This window comes from Nocardia sp. NPDC052566, assembly GCF_044547285.1.
GTDB lineage: Bacteria > Actinomycetota > Actinomycetes > Mycobacteriales > Mycobacteriaceae > Nocardia.
The window spans coordinates 59,506-76,838 of sequence record NZ_JBIUAF010000010.1 but is presented as its reverse complement, the minus strand read 5'-3'; the positions used below and the strand labels follow the sequence as shown (position 1 = coordinate 76,838).

The 17,333-nt window shown below is 68.3% G+C and carries 11 protein-coding genes; 6 read left to right on the top strand and 5 right to left on the bottom strand.

Annotated features, from left to right (window positions below):
• The first annotated feature begins 17 nt into the window (after nucleotides 1–17).
• On the top strand, nucleotides 18–1,256 hold the full coding sequence (locus tag ACIG5A_RS42575) for a hypothetical protein (protein ID WP_397251133.1): 1,239 nt from the start codon (nucleotides 18–20) through the stop codon (nucleotides 1,254–1,256).
• Here the strand turns inward: ACIG5A_RS42575 and ACIG5A_RS42570 are convergent.
• Nucleotides 1,222–2,169 (bottom strand): hypothetical protein, encoded by a 948-nt coding sequence (locus ACIG5A_RS42570; RefSeq protein WP_397251131.1) that lies wholly within the window; start codon nucleotides 2,167–2,169, stop codon nucleotides 1,222–1,224. The genes ACIG5A_RS42575 and ACIG5A_RS42570 overlap by 35 nt on opposite strands.
• Nucleotides 2,170–2,556: 387 nt before the next feature.
• Here ACIG5A_RS42570 and ACIG5A_RS42565 point away from each other — a divergent pair, with 387 nt between their 5' ends.
• From ACIG5A_RS42565 to ACIG5A_RS42550, 4 genes are all read left to right on the top strand, one after another.
• A complete protein-coding gene (locus ACIG5A_RS42565) occupies nucleotides 2,557–2,928 on the top strand; it encodes a hypothetical protein (RefSeq protein ID WP_397251129.1) in 372 nt (123 codons plus the stop codon).
• Nucleotides 2,915–7,099 (top strand): caspase family protein, encoded by a 4,185-nt coding sequence (locus ACIG5A_RS42560; protein ID WP_397251127.1) that lies wholly within the window; start codon nucleotides 2,915–2,917, stop codon nucleotides 7,097–7,099. Before ACIG5A_RS42565 ends, ACIG5A_RS42560 begins: the two co-directional genes overlap by 14 nt.
• 198 nt (nucleotides 7,100–7,297) lie before the next feature.
• Nucleotides 7,298–7,792, top strand: a complete 495-nt coding sequence (locus ACIG5A_RS42555; RefSeq protein WP_397251125.1) for a methyltransferase family protein — start codon at nucleotides 7,298–7,300, stop codon at nucleotides 7,790–7,792.
• Nucleotides 7,793–8,204: 412 nt separating this feature from the next.
• Nucleotides 8,205–10,169: a hypothetical protein gene (locus ACIG5A_RS42550; protein WP_397251123.1), complete on the top strand. Its 1,965-nt coding sequence runs from the start codon at nucleotides 8,205–8,207 to the stop codon at nucleotides 10,167–10,169.
• 776 nt (nucleotides 10,170–10,945) lie between these two features.
• Here ACIG5A_RS42550 and ACIG5A_RS42545 read toward each other — a convergent pair.
• Nucleotides 10,946–11,845 (bottom strand): LysR family transcriptional regulator, encoded by a 900-nt coding sequence (locus ACIG5A_RS42545; protein ID WP_397251546.1) that lies wholly within the window; start codon nucleotides 11,843–11,845, stop codon nucleotides 10,946–10,948.
• A gap of 143 nt (nucleotides 11,846–11,988) precedes the next feature.
• Here ACIG5A_RS42545 and ACIG5A_RS42540 point away from each other — a divergent pair, with 143 nt between their 5' ends.
• Nucleotides 11,989–13,047: a YncE family protein gene (locus tag ACIG5A_RS42540; RefSeq protein WP_397251121.1), complete on the top strand. Its 1,059-nt coding sequence runs from the start codon at nucleotides 11,989–11,991 to the stop codon at nucleotides 13,045–13,047.
• A gap of 39 nt (nucleotides 13,048–13,086) precedes the next feature.
• Here the strand turns inward: ACIG5A_RS42540 and ACIG5A_RS42535 are convergent, their stop codons facing one another.
• From ACIG5A_RS42535 to ACIG5A_RS42525, 3 genes are all read right to left on the bottom strand, one after another.
• A complete protein-coding gene (locus tag ACIG5A_RS42535; protein WP_397251119.1) occupies nucleotides 13,087–13,728 on the bottom strand; it encodes a hypothetical protein in 642 nt (213 codons plus the stop codon).
• Nucleotides 13,729–13,815: 87 nt separating this feature from the next.
• Complete coding sequence (locus tag ACIG5A_RS42530; RefSeq protein ID WP_397251117.1) at nucleotides 13,816–15,426, bottom strand: PEP/pyruvate-binding domain-containing protein; 1,611 nt, start codon at nucleotides 15,424–15,426, stop codon at nucleotides 13,816–13,818.
• 347 nt (nucleotides 15,427–15,773) lie between these two features.
• Nucleotides 15,774–17,330, bottom strand: coding sequence for a flavin-containing monooxygenase (locus tag ACIG5A_RS42525; RefSeq protein WP_397251115.1), 1,557 nt, complete (start codon nucleotides 17,328–17,330; stop codon nucleotides 15,774–15,776).
• Nucleotides 17,331–17,333 lie beyond the last annotated feature (3 nt).

The window sequence follows — 17,333 nt, the reverse complement described above, 5'->3', positions numbered from 1 at the left end:
GGCAGGGGGTTCGCAGCATGACGGCAGAACGGGACAGTGCGGCGGCCGTCGAGGACGCCGATCCCGAGCTGTCCGACGATATTCGCGACGATATGTCGTTCGGCCTGGAGGAGGTCAACGAGGCGCTGGCCGAGCTGGTCGCCCAACAGGCCGAACGCAAGGCGCGCGATGCCGAGATCCTGGGCTACCGGCTCGGCATCGCCGGGGAGCGGCCGCAAACCCTGGCGCTCATCGGCGCGCGCTACGACCTGGCCAGGGACCGGATCCGTCAGCTGCACACCAAGGCGGTCGGGCAGCTGCTGCGGCACGCACAGCTGACCGGGCAGATCGGTGCGCCGGTCTTCGCGCTGCGCTATCCGGTGCGCGGGCGCGATCAGCAGCTGGTGCGGGCGCTGCTGGTGGAAACCTATGCGACCGATACCGATATCGCCGCCAACGAGCTGTCATACCTGAAGTTGCGGCTGGCCGGGCACGCACCCGAGGACGCCAAGCGGATCGCCGGATTCGTCACCCAGCGGATCATGGCGTGGCGGCGGAAGACGAATCGGCGGCTGGCCAAGCTGCACGCCGAACCGCCCGCGACGGCGGAGCTGACCTCCGCACTGGCACAGGTGGATTGGCCGGGCGCGGCCACGCCGACCGGGCTGCCGAACGAATCGGCCAGGGTGGTCGACGGCGACGACGACGGACGCGGCCGGTTCTATCTGGACAAGGTCGGCCGCGATGTCGCCTTCGATTCCGGGCTGGAGGCGCGGCTGCTGCGCATCCTGACCGCGAGCGACCTGGTGGACACCTTCCAGGAGGAACCCGCCGCGGTCACCTACGCGCTGGACGGCGCCGACCGGGTCGCCTATCCGAGCGTGGCGGCGCGGCTGTCGGACGGACGGGTCGTGCTGATCGACGTGCAGCCGCTGGGGCATGTCGCGTTCCACACCAACCGGATTCGCTCAGCCGCCGCCCGCGCCTACGCGCACGACCGAGGCTGGGGCTGGCTCATCTGGACCGGCAGCAGGATCGGTGTCCCGGAGTTACTGCACCGCAAGGTCGATGCGAGCGCGGGTGGGCAGCTCGAGGAACTCCTCACCCGCGGCCCGGTGTCCTGGCCGCAGCTGCGTCAGGTCCGCACCGACACCGGTCTCGAGCTGCTGGACTTCGTCGCCCTCGCACTGCGTCACGAATGGCGCTGGGACCGTGCGCCGTTCCGCTTGACCGCGCCGGCGCTCAGCGCACCACCACCGCCCCCGCGACAAAAGTGACGATCAGCATCATCGCGCAGCAGGTGATCAGTTGCCAGTGACCGATCGTCTGTTGCAGGGCTTGGATCGTCGCGCGCAGCGAGGTGTCGACGCGATGGTGGTCGGCGAGCCTGCGCCGGGCCTCGTCCAGTGATTCGGCCTGCTCCTGCACGGACTGCTCGGCCCGCTCCAGCCGGGTGGTGAGCTTCATCAGCGTTTTCTGCTTGTCCCGCACCGATTTCCGGGACAGGGCAAGCGCGGTGCGCTGGTTGACCAGCTCTTGACGCTGCCTGGCGATCACCGTCGCCTGCGTCCTCGTGTGGTACTCCCAGTCGGCCACGGTGGCCCACCCTCCTGTCGTCATATCGCGATAGCCCCAGGCCATCTCACCGGTCACCCAGTTCCGGATGAACTCCCGCAGTTCGTACGGCTCGCGGCGCGGCGCGGCGACCGCGGTGGTCGCGGTGTCGAGCACGCCGAGTTCGGCACGGTAATCGCAGTCGGGCGGCGCGAAGTCGGCGAGGCCGAGCGCGGGCAGGTGCGCGACCCAGTATCCGGGCGGGCACAACCACAGCACGCCCGTGCAGCCCTGCTCCTTCAGCCTGGCCGTATGTTCGCGCGCCGGACCGCGATCCAGTGGGGCGGTGCGCAGCTCGATGGCGTAGCGCTGATCGCCCTTGCGCCAGTAGACATCCACCGGTAGCGTCCCGACTCGTCGGTCCACTTCGGCCTCGTCGGCGCCGTAGGCGAGCAGCCTGCCGCACAGCCAGTACTTCAGCCGCTGCACATCCCATTGCGCGGCCGTGCATTCCGGGCAGCGACAGCTGTAGCCGAGACGTTCGCCCGGCGACCGGCGCTGACCGCCCGCTATTCCCAACTCGGCGAGCATCGCCCGACGTCCGCAAGCGGGGTCCGCCCGCTGTTTCGTTCTCACGCGACCACTCCCCTGCCCAAACCTCCGCAGGTCTGGCGACCTACGCCATAGATCAAGAGTGCGTCAGAGTTTCCGTGCCCGCCAGCCCCCTATACCCCGCGCTCGGGTGCGGCGGTCCGCAAAACCTTCGGCGAACAGGCGAAGAATAGTGCAGACCAACCGATTTGGGTGCCGAGATAGAGAGCTTCACCACATTCATCGCCGGTCGATTGATAGTTGCCGCCATTCCTTCGACGCGCGGTTGTCATCGGTGTCCCCGCGCGCGAATTACCAAGCGGTCGATCGCGCGGCCCGGCGCGCGATCGACCCCCGCAACTGACCGCCGCGCGCCGCGCCCGCGTGGCAGACTTTGCGCACACCGGTTAGCTGTGGGGAAGGACGCCGATCGTGGAGTTGCTGATCGCGGTGGATGCCGCCGATGACGATGTGGCCGAGCTGCATTCGCTGTACCAGGCCATCGTCGAGGACGACGACCTGCGTCCGGCGGGCAAACGGCTGGAGCCTGGCGCGCCGTCCGAGGGGGAGCTCGGGGCCGAGGAGATCATCCGGATGGTGATCGATTCGGCGCCGCTGTGGACGGCACTGTCCGCGAGCTTCACGGCGTGGCTGCACATGCGCACGCCGCGCCTGCGGGTGAAGTTGACCGGCCCCGACGGTAGAACCGCCGAGATCACCGCCAGCGGTGGAAAGGCCGTCGACCCGGCCCATGTCACCGCGGCGATCGAGTTGGTCCGCGGGGCACTCGATGAGGCTCCCTGACGGCGATGAATCCCGCGCCGTCCTCATCGGAACCGCGTCCTACGCCGCGGATTCGGGATTCAAGTCGTTTCCGTCGGTCGGCAGGAGCCTGCACGATTTCGCCGAATTCCTGAGCGGAACAACAGGTTTGTCGCGCATCACGATCGTGGCGGATCCACCCGATCCGATGAGCTTCCCCGTGGCGCTGTCCGAGGCGGCCGACGCGGCGACCGATCTGCTGCTGTTCTATTACGTCGGCCACGGCGTCGCCGTCAATGACGAACTGCACTTGACCCACAGCGGATCCCGCGCCGCGTATGCCGCGTTCACCACGGTGTCCTATCCCAATCTCAGAGCGATCATCAAAGCTTCGCCCGCCAAGGTGAAGATCGTGATCCTCGACTGCTGCCACAGCGGAAAAGCGTTCGGCGCGAGCGTGCTCGCCGGATCCGAGGTGCTCGCCGAGGCCGTCGATATCGACGGCGCGTTCGTGCTCACCGCCACCGACGAGAAGACCAAATTCGCGGCCGCACAGGACGACAGCGGCCGCACGGCGTTCACCGGCACCCTCCTGAACATCCTCACCGCTGGCGTGCCGACCGCCGACCGGTACCTGACGATGTCGGCGCTGTTCCAGGAGTTACGCGACCGGCTGCCCGCCTCGAATCTGCCCAAACCCAAAGCGCTGGAGCGGGGCACGGCGGCGGAGCTCGCGCTGGCGCGCAATGTCGCGTGGGCGGGCGCCGCGCCACCGCCGGTACTGCCCGGCACCGAGACCGCCGCGTACTTCGCTCAGGTGCGCGATATCGCGCCGCCACCACCAAACGGGCTCGTCGACCGTGACGCGGAAATGACCGAGCTGCGCGCATTCTGCGACGGTGACGAACCCTACCTGTGGTGGCGGGCCGGGCCCTGGGCGGGCAAGACGGCGCTCATGTCCTGGTTCGCGCTGCATCCACCCGAACACGTGCGGGTGGTGTCGTTCTTCATCACCTCACGGCTGGCTTCGCAGTCCGATCACGTCGCGTTCACCAACGCTGCGCTGGAACAGCTTTGCGAGCTGTTGCCATCGGAGCGGGCGACGGTCGCCGCCGCGGTGGGCAATCGCGACGCGCTGCGCAGGCACCTGCTCGACCTCGCCGCACAGCGCGCGGTCGAGAGCGGCTGCCGAATCCTGCTGCTGGTCGACGGCCTGGACGAGGACCAGGGGAAGCCGAGCATCGCCTCGCTGTTGCCGAACAACCCGGGCCCTGGCTTGCGCGTCGTCGTAGCCAGCCGCCCGAATCCGCCCATCCCCCTCGATGTTCCGCCGAAGCATCCGCTGCGCACCTGCCGCCGAAGGGAACTCGCACGTTCCGAATGGGCCGACGGCATGCGCGATTCGGCACGAATGGAACTGAGTCTGCTACTCAACGGCGAGGCACGGGCGCGTGACGTGCTCGGACTCGTCACCGCCGCAGGCGGCCTGACGGACCCGGAACTGGCGGAACTGACCCGGCTCGCGCCGTTCGAGATCGAGAACATCCTCGGTCGTGTCACCGGACGGACATTCCGCACCCGCCTCAGCGAATTCGTCCCCGACAAGATCAACTTGCTCGCCCACGAAACGCTGCAGGCGGAAGCCGAGCGAGCGATGGGCAATGCCCTGCTCGGCCGCTATCGCGACGAAATACACGCGTGGGCCGAGCGTTACCGAGATGCGGGCTGGCCGGAGCAAACGCCTACTTATCTGCTGGCGCGCTACTTCTCGAAACTCAAGGCACAGGATGACCTGCCTCGGATGACCGAGCTCGCGCTCGACGAGACCAGGCACGATCGCATGCTGCACCTCACCGGCGGCGATATCGGCGCGCGCACCGAAATCGCCGCGGTGGCCGATCGTCTTCGGGAACAACCCGATCCGGATCTGCTCACGATGTGCAAGCTGGCGATGCGGCGCAGTCGTCTGACCCTGCGCAGCGCCAATATCCCTGCCGGGCTCCCCATCGCGTTCGCTCGGCTCGGCGAGCACGATCGGGCCAGAAGCCTGGCGAACAGCATTCCCGATCCGGAGCAGCGGACCGCGTCGTACATCGGATTGATCAGTGTGCCCCGCAACGCCATCGATGGCGACCGCGACCGCTTGCTCGCCGAATCTCTGGTGCGCGACATCGCCGATCCGGATACTCGGGAAGAATTGCTGACCGACCTCGTCGCCGCGCTGTTGTCCGTCGGGGACCTCGACCGCGCCGAGTATCTTGCACCCGACATCCATTCGACATATCGGGCGCTCCGCTATCTCACCGACCTGGTGTCGGCGCGGCTCGCGGCAGGCCGACGGGATGCCGCGCGGAGTGCCTTCGACGACGCCGCGATACTTGCCGAACAACTCGTCGCGTCCGATGACCAGAGCACCTGGGCTCTCGGCTGGGTCGCCGTCGCCGCAGCCGAGATCGGCGAGTTCGACCGTGCGGACGAACTGACGCGACGCATCGCGTCGACCGCGACACAGGCGGAGGTTCGGGCGACACTGTGCCGAATCCTGGCGCACGCCGGGCAGGCCGACCGCGCGGCCGAGATCGCCGACGAGGTGGAGCATTCCGAGGCAGTTGATCACATATATGCGAACCCCTATATCACGACGACGATCGTCCCGAAACTGGTCGCCGCCGGATTCGCCCCGACCGCGAGGCGAATCTTCGTTCGGGCACGATCTCAACTCGCCGTTCCAGTTCCGCGCCGCGCAGGCGCAACTGCGCTGGAACTGATCAACGGTTTGATCGGGCTCGGTGAACTCGATCGCGCCGAAGCGGCCGCCCGGGAGAGCGATCAGCCACCGCTGCGCGTAATTGCGCTGACAGGCCTGGTCCAGGCGCTCATCACCGCCGGTCGCACCGATGACGCCCGCCGCATCGCCGACGAGGTCGAAACCTTCGCCTACCAGCTCCCGGACGCACTCCATCAATCACATGCCTTCGCGGCCATGGTGCACGCGCTCATCACGGCGGGAAAAACGGACAGGGCGATCGCTATCGCCTCGCGCATCGAACTGCCGCTCAATCGCGCCGAGGCTCTCCTCGCACTCGCCATCGCTGAGCACGGCAACCCCGAACTCGCACATCAGCACGCCCAGCGGGCGCAAACACTGATCATGAGCCTGCCGGAATCCAAGCCGGGGGGTGTGCCGGAAGACGGGCTCATGCACTATTGGCGCGCACCGCACCATATGGTGGCCAGACTCGTGCAAACGTTCGCCCGGATCGGTGATATCGACCACGCGATCGAACTGGCCGACGCCGTATCCGCGGCGGAGACAGAAAGATTCATTGACGTCGCCGCCAGCGACGCCGACGATATCGCGGCCTGGGCCGCCGCGCTCCTCGCGGTCGGACGCACCGAACAGGCAGTGCGGGTAGTCGAGCTCATCCATACGATGGGGCTGCGGATGCGAGTCCTCGCCGAGCTCGCCGAGCCGATGGCCGAGGCGGGTGCGGCCGATGTCGTTCGACAGCTACTCGACCAGGTCGCATTCCTCCCGGCACCCGAGCGAATGGACCGAACGGACACCGAGGTGTGGAATGTTGCAGGCACCTACCTCGCCATCGCCTCGGCAAGGCTCGGCGATACCGACCTTGCACAGCAGCGCGCACAGCGTCTGGACGCCGCGCTCGACCGGTCGGTCGCCTACACCGAACTTGTTCCCGCCCTGATCGAGTCGGGCGACCTCGAGCGTGCGGCAGAGGTGGCGGACGCGACCCCCGCGGTGCCCCTTCGTGTCCACTGCTTGGCCACCGTGATACCCGCGATCGCCGAGCGCACCGGCTTCGAGCAGGCGAACAGCCTGCTCGAAAAGGCCGAGCGGATCGCCGACGCCATCGAGTACCAACCCGAGCGAGACGAAGCCCTCGGCCACCTGGTGCACGCCGTCGTGGCGATGGGCGATACCGCACGCGCGGAGGCACTCGCCCGCCGTATCGACGGCCTCGGCAGGCGGGTGGCGGCGCTCATCGAGGTCGCGCAGGCGCTGATCACGGACTACGCGACCGCACCCCGAAACAGGGCGGCGCTGCGCGGTATTCGACGCCTGCTCGCCGAGGTCTGGAGCGACGGCGAATGGTTCATGCCACTCGACGCCGTCGCCCGATTCGACACCGGCCTGCTTATCGGCATCACCGAGGATGCGCTGGCCTCGATGGCGGCCGATACCGAATAATGACTGTTCTCAGGCGCGGCCAGTGGCCCGGCTACGAATATCGTTCAGCGACAGAGATGGTCGTCGAGACCGGCGCACCGGCGTCACCGCGCGAACCGGTCGACAGCGAGAAACGCGGCGTGGTCACCATCGTTACGCCTGCGCCGGGCATCTCCGGCTCAGACGTCGAGCAGCACGCCGAACTGTATCGGAGGGCCGATGAGCGCGTGGCGTCAAGTTCGTGCGATCCTCGCGTTGCCCGGGACCGTGGTGCTCATGGTCCCGACGATCATGGCGGTCCTCGGGGGCGTGCGGTTCGGTTGGGAGCTGCCAGGGGTTTTCGCCACGCTACTGGTTATCGCCGGTGCGCTGCTCGCCGTCGTCGGCGGCGTCACCTTCGGGGTGACCGTCGCGCTGTTCGCGCGGGCGGGCGGGACGCTGGCGCCGTGGGATCCGCCGCAGGAGCTGGTCGTCGCCGGGCCCTATCGGTATATCCGCAATCCCATGATCAGCGGGGTGTTCGCCGCGCTGGCCGGGGAGGCGTGTGTGCTCGGATCGTGGTGGATTCTGGGGTGGTTCGGGTTCTTCGTGCTCGCGCAGAACATCTACATCAGGTTCGACGAGGAGCCGACGCTGGTCGCCAGGTTCGGTGAATCCTATGCGGAGTACCGGAATTCGGTGCCGCGCTGGCTGCCGCGACCGCGCGTCCGGTAGCAGCTGTTCGGTCGGCCGAGCCGGTGGTTCGCACCCGCTCGATCGGGTCACCCGGTCGGCTTCCAGCGGTCGGCAAACCATCGGCCAGGTGATCGATGCGGATCGTGAATAACGCCTGCCCCCAGGGGAAGTCCAGGGAGTTCCGCTGAATGTTGTTCGGCGAGACGGTTGATCGTTCGCGCGATCGGATGGGCCGGATCGCGACCACCGGCGAACCGAACGGAGGTCTGAAACGCACTGTGGTCAATGTGGTTACCCCTGTGCGGTGCGGGTCGGGCGGCGAGTAGCGTGCCGCGTCAGGACCGTGCCGCCGACGCGGAGCGGGGTTTCTCGTGTACGACGGATTTGCAGATACGCGGATAGAATCGGGCCGCCGACGGCGGAGCCGGGCGATACGGGGAAGAGGAACTGGATGGAGCACGGTCAGCAGGGTGCCGAGTCGGTCGGTGCGATGTTGTCGAGCATCGCGGCGGCGCTGCGCGAGTTCAGCGAGAAGCTGGACGACGTGGCCACCCGGGTCGACGGCGATCGCAGCGTTGAGGCACGCCTGGCCAAGCTCGAGGCATGGGCTTTCCGTGCCGAACAAGACATTTCGGATATCGACTCGCGACTGGGTGGAGCGCCCGATGCGGGCCCCGCCCAGGAAACCAGCGCGGCACACCGCAGCGACGCGCCGCGCGGCGGCTTCGGCCCCCAGCGCAACGCCACCGTGGCGCGCGAGGGTTTCGCGCCACAACGCACCAAGGCCGTCGCACACGACAGCCACGCCGCGACCGCCGGCCCGGACGCCACCGCCGAGGACGGCCACACCGCCACCGCGACCGACAGTGCCGCGAACAAGACCGTCGCGCCGCGCCAGAGCTTCCCCTCCGCCCGCAACAACACCGCCCGGCGCGGTGCCGCGACACCCGGCGGTCCCTTCTCCGCGACCGGGAATGCCTCCGGACCGGAACCCCGGCCGGCGGGCGATCACACCTCCGCGACCCGCGACACGCTTCCGACGCCACGCGAACCGTTGTCGAGCGCTCTCGACAACACCACCGCGACTCGCGAACCATTTTCCAGCCCGGCGGACGCCGCTCCCGCAGCGCGCGAACCGTTTTCCGCCCCGGCGGACAGCGCAGCGACGCCGCGCGAATCGTTCACCGCGCCGCGCAACAACATTCCGGCGGCACGCGGCTCCCTCCCGACCCGCGCCCCACGCGACGCCGCGCCCGCCCCGTTCGCCACCTCGCTCGACGGCGGCGGCCCCCGCCAACCGCTCGGCGCGGATACCTCGCGCGGCACACTCGGCGCGGCACCGAACGGCGCACCCGCCTCGCACAGCCTGAACAGCGGTGACCAGTTCGCCACCGTGCACGACAGCGCGCAGCGCGACACCACACAGCTGAGCAGTCCCGCCCGACGCGATCCGCTGGACACCGCGGCACGCGACACCGCGCTCAACGGCGGCACCCGCCAACGCGATACCTTTGCCACCTCGCCGGACAACACCACGGCCCGCGAAACACCCACCAGGTTCGCCGCATCGCCGGACAGCACGCCGGCCCGCGAAACACCGCTGAACAGCACTGCCCGCCAACGCGATCCGTTCGCGACCTCGCTCGACAGCACCGCGGCACGCGAAGCATCGCTCAGCGGCGGTGCGGGGCAACGTGACCCGTTCGCCACGTCACATGACACCACCGCGTCGCGGGAAGCGCCACTGCACAACGGCGTCACCCGTGATCCGTTCGCCACCTCGCTCGACAGCGCCGGTGCGAGCGCCACCCCACTCGGCAGCGTGCCCGCACCACGCGAATCGTTCTCGACATCGGCCGAGAACGCCCATGATTCCGGCTCCGGCTTCGCACGCGAACCGTTCACCGGATCGCGCACCGGCGACCCGTTCGCGACCTCGCTCGACGAGCTGTCGACCGCGCGGGAATCCGCGGCGCGCAACGACTTCACGACACCGAGGCAGACGTTCACCTCGTCCACCGACGCGCAGTACTCCGGCTCGACCTATCAGAGCAGCTCACCGTACGGGAACAGCGGCTACACCGGTGCGCCGGATTTCGGCAGCACGCAACCGAGCACCTCCTACGAGAGCCTGGTCGCCCCGGAACCCTCGCCTGAGCACAACGGCACCGCGCTGACCGGCGGGTCCCATCACGCCTACGACGAGGACCGCAGTCACGTCGACAAACTCCAGGCCATGCTCGACGAACTCAAGAAAACGGCGGGCATGTCCATCCGCGCCGACGTATTCAACCCGCCCGCAGTCGAATCCACCGCCCTACCCGAGCCGGAACGCCCCGCCGAATCCCGCCGCACCACCGGCGACTACCGCCTCTCCAGCCCACCGGCCCCACGCCTCGAACCCCCCACCGGCTAGCCCGGAGCCGAGCCAGATCCGCCGACGCTCCCCTGCCGCCACCTAGACCACCGCCTCTTCGCCATCGAGGGTCAGCCAACGACACTGCCCGGGCGCACTCGGCGAGAGACCGACACGACGCGGGCCACTGCTCGGGCAATACTGGAAGCTACGGTGCTGCGCGGACACTTTTCGTCCCAGCAGAGCGGAAATCGCCTCGAGCGGGCGGAAAATGTCCGCTCAGCAGCGTGGGCCCCTGCGCTTCTCGGCCGTCGCACACTGCGAGCAACGGGAATGGCTCCCACCGCCACCAACTCGGCGAATGCACCCAGAGAAGCGCCCTGAGCTACTCGGCTCTGCGGTCAGTACTGGCTCCAGCGGGGCTGAGATTGCCCGTAATGAACGAAAACTGTCCGCTCACCGCTGTCCCCCTCGGCTATTACGCGCGGCGATCAACGGAATGGCTCCCATCGCCACCGACAAGCTGGACATATTCGGAGAAGGGCCGGGCGCCGTCCCATGCCACTTCCTCTGCCACACACCGCATTAGGCCGGAGCTTGCGCGTACAACCCTGGCAATCAACCGAAACGACTCCAGTCGCCGATCCACCGAGCACGCTCAGGCAATACCGGGGGCGACCCTGCTGCGCGGACACTTTGCGCCTCAACGGGGCTGAAACCATCTGGTAGCAGACGAAAACTGTCTGCTCAGCGGAGTACGGACCGCCAACGCTCCGCCGTCGACCGGTCACGCTGGCCTGATCCCGCCGGCCGCGGCCTGTGCGCAAGGGCGCCGGTCAGGGGGGCGTGAGGCGCTGGGTGAGGGTGCTGCGGACGAGGGTGCGGAACCAGTGGTGGCCGGGGTCGGCGGTGTTGCGGGGGTGCCAGGCCATGCCGATGGCGACTTCGGGCAGTGGGAGCGGGATTTCGAAGGCGCGCAGGCCGAGTGCGGGCAGGGTCTCGGCGGTCAGGGCGGCGGGGGCGGGGCAGACGAGGGTGCCGGAGCGGACGGCGAACAACGCGGCGGCGAGATTCGGGACGGTGGCGACGACACGGCGGGTGCGGCCGTGCAGGGCTAGTCGCTCGTCGATCGGGCCGTGCGCGCGGCCGCGACGCGAGATGCTCAAGTGCGCGGCCGCGGCGTACGCGGCGACCGACACCCGGCCGGTGCTCAGCGGATGGCCGGCGGCGGCGACGCCGATCACCCGGTCGCCGAGCACGCGCTGCACGGTGGTTTCCGGATCGGTGTGATCGATGACGCCGACCTCCAAGTCGACGCGGCCGTCGCGCAATGCGGCGGTGCCCTCCAGCGTGTCCGGCAGGAAGCGCACGGTGACCCGCGGCGCGGCGGCCCGCACCGCGGACAGCAGCGGCGCGGTCAGTTCGGTGAGCACCATATCGCCCGCCTGAACCGAGAAGCTGCGCTCGAGCCCGGCCGGATCGACCGCGCCGCGCGGCACCAGCAGCGCGCGGCCCCGCGCCACCAGAGCGCCCACCTCGTAACGCAATTCGAGCGCCCGCGGCGTCGGCACCAGCTGGCGCCCCGCACGCACCAGCAGCGGATCGCCGAGCACCCGCCGCAGCCGCGCCAGCGTCCGGCTCATCGCGGGCGCCGAAGTGTGCAGGCGCTCAGCGGCCTTCGTCACACTGCTCGTCTCCAGTAGCGCGTCCAATGCCACGAGCAGGTTCATGTCCAGCGCTTCCACCCCTGGATTATCACCAGCGGAAAGACTGGTTACCAACATTGCACTGGCGATAATCCAGCGGCGCTCTTAGCGTTGCTGAGCGACGGCGCCGTCCTGCCGAACCGAGATCCCCTCCCCCGGAAGGACGCATCCCCATGTCCCCCAACGACCAACTCGCGGTGCTCAGCCAGAGCGGCCACACCCTGAGCTTCTTCGATCTCGCGACCCGCGAGCGCATCGCACGGATCGATGTGCTGCCCGAGGGGCACGAGCTGTGCTTCGATCCCACCACCCGCCTGCTGTACGCCAGCCACACCTACCGCTCGGGACACTGGCTGGCGCACGGCGAGCCGGGCCACGAGATCAGCGTGATCGACGTCGATGCGCGCACCGTCATCGATGTCATCGACCTCTCGCCCGAGCAGGCACCGCACGCACTGCAGATCGATCACGCCGCCGGGCTGCTGTACGTCAGCGTCGAGCAAGGTCCGGCGGGACCTGGCGGGCTTGTCGCGGTCGACCTGTCGACCTACGAAGTGCTGCACCGGATTTCGGCGCACGCCGCGATCCCGCACTGGGCCGTCGTCACCCGGGACGGCACGAAGGGGTACACCACCAACAAACGAGCGCCGTTCGTCTCGGTACTCGATCTCCGTGCGGCGCCGTCGTCGCGCGCCGACCGGATACGGCGCATCCCGATCGCCGGCAGCGAGGGCCTCGATCTCTCCCCCGATGGCACAAGGCTTTTCGTCGCGACCCCGATCATCACCGTGCCGCCCGATCCGGATGCCGCCTACCGGATCCAGGTGATCGATACCCGCACCGACACCGCCGTGTGCATCATCGCGCTACCCGAGATGCCGAGCCCCATCCATGTCACCAACCGCAACCACCTGCTGGTCGGCATGTGGCGAATCGACCACGGCGGCAACGGTCGCCGATTCCGCGAGGGCCTGCTCGCCGCCTACGACGCCACCACCTTCGAAGCGCTCGCGCAGATCGATATCGGCATCGGCCCGATCAACATCTGCTCCACCCCGGACGGCGCAAATGCCTTCGTGAGCGAATTGCAGTCCGGCACAGTCACTATCGTCGACCTCGACACCTACACCGTCACGGCCGCTCTCGCGGTGGATCGCGGTGCGAACCTGCCCCGCGATCGATCGATACCGAACCAAGGTGCGCACGGTATGGCCTACCTCCCCGCCAACTGAGGCCGATCCGCCGAGTGACATCAGCCGCTCGGCGGCGAACTACGCCGCGGGGTCGTGTGCTCGGTCGATGCCGAGGGTGGCGATGAGGTCCTCGTGTAGTTCGAACCAGATGCGGTGGCACGATTCGTTGCTCATGCCGGTGATCAAGTCGGGGTCACCGGCGAGCGCTCCGGTGAGCGCGGCGCCGAATCGGGTGTCGTAACCGGTGAAGCGGGCGAGGCGGGTGGTGAGCCCGGCACAGATCGGGGTCAAATCCTGTGCCAGGCTTTCCAGTTCGGCGAGGATCCGGCGGTCGTGCTCGGTGTCGCTGTGGTCGTTGTCCCGCATGGTGCCGTCCGGATGGATCGTCATCTGCCATGCGGTGCATGCCTTGACGAGGCGCTTGTTCAACGGGAGGAAGGCGCGAAACGTGGTTTCCACCGATACGCGCGCTCCGCAGGCGGCGAGTTCGTCGCCGAGTGCGCGCTCGTTCTCCTCGCGTCCCTGCTCGGTGAGCGACCAGCCCGCGTCGTCACCGAAACTCAAGCGGCTGATCCAGCCTCGGGTCCGGAACTCACGCAGATGCGACTCGGCGAGACCGACCGGCATGCGGAACCTGTCGGCGACGCCCTGCGTGTCGACGAATCCTTTGAGACGTATTGCGTGCAGTGCCAGCAACGCGCTGCCCGAGACGTGCGTCATCTACGTACCTTTCGTGTTCTGCCGGATATGCGCCATCGCGCCGACGGGTGCCGCTCACATCGGCGATCGGCCGATATTCGATCGCGCTCACCCGGCGGCGTGGATCTGTCCACGTGTCCCGTCGACCGAGACCACCTGATCGTTCGTCAACTTCGCCATCGCCCCCTCGGCCGCGAGCACGGCGGGGATACCGCACTCGCGGGCGACGATCGCGGCGTGCGACAGAATGCCGCCGGTCTCGGTCACCACCGCGGCGGCGATACCGAACAGCACCGTCCACGCCGGATCGGTAGTGCGGCAGACGATCACATCCCCCGGCCGAACCGCCGGGAAATCACCGACACCGCGCACGAGCCGCACCCGACCAGCGGCAACCCCATTGCTGCCCGGCACACCCGTGACGAGCAGATCACGCGCCGCAAGTCCCACTGCTTCGCCGGACTGCGGCACACCCGTGACGAACGAATCATGCGCTGCAGGTCGCACAGCTTCTGCGGACTGCGGCACACCGCTGACGAGCGAATCATGCGCTGCGGGTCGCACCGATCCATCAGGCAACGACACATCAACGGCGAACGAACCACGCACCGCGGGTCGCGCCGATTCGCTGGACTGCGGCACACCCGTGACGAGCAGATCACGCGCCATGTGTCGTCGCGCTGGTTCGTCGGGTGGTGCACCGGTGATGGGGCGCGACTGCAATACCCAGAACTGGTTTCCCGCCAGCGCCCACTCGATGTCCTGCGGCGCGCCGAGGTGCGCGGCGATGCGATACCCGAGCGCGACCAGTTCCCGCACCTGCGCGTCCGTGAGCGAAGGCCGCTGCTCCGCAACGGTATTCACGACGACGCCGTGCGCCCCGGCATCCAGCCTGGTGCGCTGCGCGCCACCGCTGACCTCGATCGTATCCTCGCGCACGAGAAACCGATCCGGCGTCGTCCGGCCGGAAACCACCGATTCCCCCAGGCCCCATGCGGATTCGACGACACAGACATCCTCTGCGGTGACCGGATGTCTGGTGAACAACACTCCCGACGCCTCGGCCGCGACCATCGACTGCACCAGCACCGCAACCAACGCCTCGCCCCGAAACCCGTCTATTCCTTGCCAGTAGGCCGACGCCTCGCCCGGAGACCCGCCCACACGATCCCGATCGACCGAACCTTCGCCTCGGGATCCATCGATACGTTGCCGGTACACCGACGCCTCGTCCCGAGACCCACCCACACCACGCCCGTCGACCGAGCCTTCGCCTCGAAGACCGCCGAAACGATCCCGGTGTGCCGAGGTCTCCTCGTCCTGAAATCCGACGACACGGTGCCGGTAGGCCGTGGCGCGCGCGTTGTTCAGCGAATCCCGGCAGCGTTGAACGGCTTCTACGATCTCGGCGGTCTCGCGCACCGCGAGGGTGGTCTCGAGTTGTCCGGCGAACGACCGGTCCGGCAGGTCCTCGATGGTGGCCGAGGATCGCACGGCCACCGGGCCACCACCCAGCCGGGACACGATGTCGCGGGCGATGTCGCCGAGCCGCGACGGCGCTACGCGTGCTTCGATGACGAATCCATCCGGCACCGGGTAACCGGCGCGCAGGAGGTCGCCGAGCACCCCGGCCTTGTTCCCGCACGTGGCCGCCGTCGCCGCGCGCAGCGGGATGGACTGCCGCGAAATCTGTTCCGCCGCCGACGCTTCCGACACCACCACGCCCTTCCTCCGGGCGCGGCGCCATGTCCGAGCACGTGGAGCCACACCAGCGCCGTCAACCCTAAGTTGACGAGACCGAATCGTCAACCCTTCATTGACGAGGTCGACCGGAGACCTGCCCGCCGACCTCGACTCGGCTCCGACGGCATCCGCACCTTCGCTTGCCAGCCGCACCAGCTGCCCCCGCGGTACACGAGATCCGTCGTGCGCAGCCAAATGGCCCTCGATTACGGCGTGTCGCAGGGCCATTCGACTGCGCTCGGCGAGCGAACCGGACGTGACAGCGCGGCAGGCTGCTTCCCTACGGGCGCAACACCTTTCGGCGAACGCGGGTGTGCGGGAAGTCAGTTGGTGTGCGACTCGGGGGGTGGGCCGGGAGTGGAGTAGACGTCCGGTGGTACCTGCTCCGGCGGTACCGCGTGCCCGATCTCCGGCTTCGCGTGACTGCCGAGTCCGCGATAGCTCGACGGGCGGATGGTGCGGAACCATTGGCCCGTGCGGGTGCCGAAGGGGAGGCGGAAGTCGAGGTCGCCGAGCATCTCGTCGAGGTTGTGGATGGAGAAGGGGGTGATCGCGGTGCCGTGGGCGTGTTTGCCCCTGGTGCGTTCCTCCATCCAGTGCAGGCGGCGATCGATGTCGTCGATCAGCGTCTGCTCCGGCGGCAGCGCGATCCGGCCGCGCAGCAGCGCGGCGGTCCAGTGCGCGGCGACCTCGGCGTTGAGCGCGCTGATCACCGAGGAGTTGTACCCGGCGAAGGTCAGGTTCGGCACGCCGACGGGCAGGATCTGGCGGTGCAGCCGGAAATTGCCGTTGTCGTCGGTGAGCTGGCGCTGTACGTACGGGGTGAGGAACGGGACGCGCTGATGGAATCCGGTGGCGCACACCACGATATCGGCGGGCACCAGCTGACCGTTGGCCAACTGAACCGCGGGCCCGGTGGGCCCCGGCCGCATTTCGGTGATGGTGGTGTCGCGCTGCACCGTGATGCGCCCCATCGCCACCTGCTCGTAGAAGCCCTCGGTGGTGAGGCTGACGGTGCTCTCCGCGATGTCCTCGAACCGGCCTTCCGGCACCAGCCCGAGCTCGCGTAACCGCATCTGCTTGGTCGACATCTCCTGGATGACATCGAGATTGCTGTCGCGGAAGGACCGCCCGGCCCCGTGCAGGAACCGCTCGAACCGCCCGGGATTCAGATACCGGAAGTGCGCCTCCCCCAGCCTGGTCAGCATGAGCCGCTCGTAGTCGGCGCCGCGGGCCAGCTTGCGCGGCATCTTCCACAGCAACCTGCGCGCCACCACGGTGGTCGACGCCGCGACGTGGCTGACCGCCTCGGCGATATCGCAGGCGGATTTGCCGTAGCCGACCACAACGACGTGCTTGCCGAGCGCCGATTCGACGTCACCGAATTGCGAGGCGGCGCACAGCCGTCCGCCGTTGGCGCGGAACCAGTCGGCGCCGTGGTAGTCCGGGAGCACGGGATCGCTGAACACCCCGTTGGCGATGATCAGGTGATCGCAGGAGGTGCGGTGCACGCCGGTGTGGTCGCGCACCTCGAGCAACCAGCCGCTGTCCACCGGATCGGCGGCGACCACCTCGGTGCCGAGGCGTAACCGGTTGCTCAGCCCGAACTTGCGCGCGTACCCCTCCAGGTAGGCCTGCATCTGCGCGCCGTCCGGATAGCGCGGATAGTCGGCGGGCATCGGGTGATCGGAGAAGTGGTAGGTGAATTTGCTGTTCTGTGTCCGCAGCCCCGGATACCGGCGCGTCGCACTCCACACACCTCCGACATCGGGCGTCCGGTCGAACACTTCCACCGGAAAACCCTCGTCGCCCAACACCTTTGCGCAGGCCAGGCCTGCGATGCCCGCACCAACGATCGCGATGCGGCTCCCGCTCGTCATGCG

Excerpts from the sequence above, each read along its gene's own strand:
- ACIG5A_RS42555 (WP_397251125.1), top strand. The coding sequence starts at position 7,298 with ATGAGCGCGTGGCGTCAAGTTCGTGCGATCCTCGCGTTGCCCGGGACC.
- ACIG5A_RS42525 (WP_397251115.1), bottom strand. The coding sequence starts at position 17,330 with ATGACGAGCGGGAGCCGCATCGCGATCGTTGGTGCGGGCATCGCAGGC.
- ACIG5A_RS42560 (WP_397251127.1), top strand. The coding sequence starts at position 2,915 with ATGAGGCTCCCTGACGGCGATGAATCCCGCGCCGTCCTCATCGGAACC.
- ACIG5A_RS42540 (WP_397251121.1), top strand. The coding sequence starts at position 11,989 with ATGTCCCCCAACGACCAACTCGCGGTGCTCAGCCAGAGCGGCCACACC.
- ACIG5A_RS42575 (WP_397251133.1), top strand. The coding sequence starts at position 18 with ATGACGGCAGAACGGGACAGTGCGGCGGCCGTCGAGGACGCCGATCCC.
- ACIG5A_RS42535 (WP_397251119.1), bottom strand. The coding sequence starts at position 13,728 with ATGACGCACGTCTCGGGCAGCGCGTTGCTGGCACTGCACGCAATACGT.
- ACIG5A_RS42550 (WP_397251123.1), top strand. The coding sequence starts at position 8,205 with ATGGAGCACGGTCAGCAGGGTGCCGAGTCGGTCGGTGCGATGTTGTCG.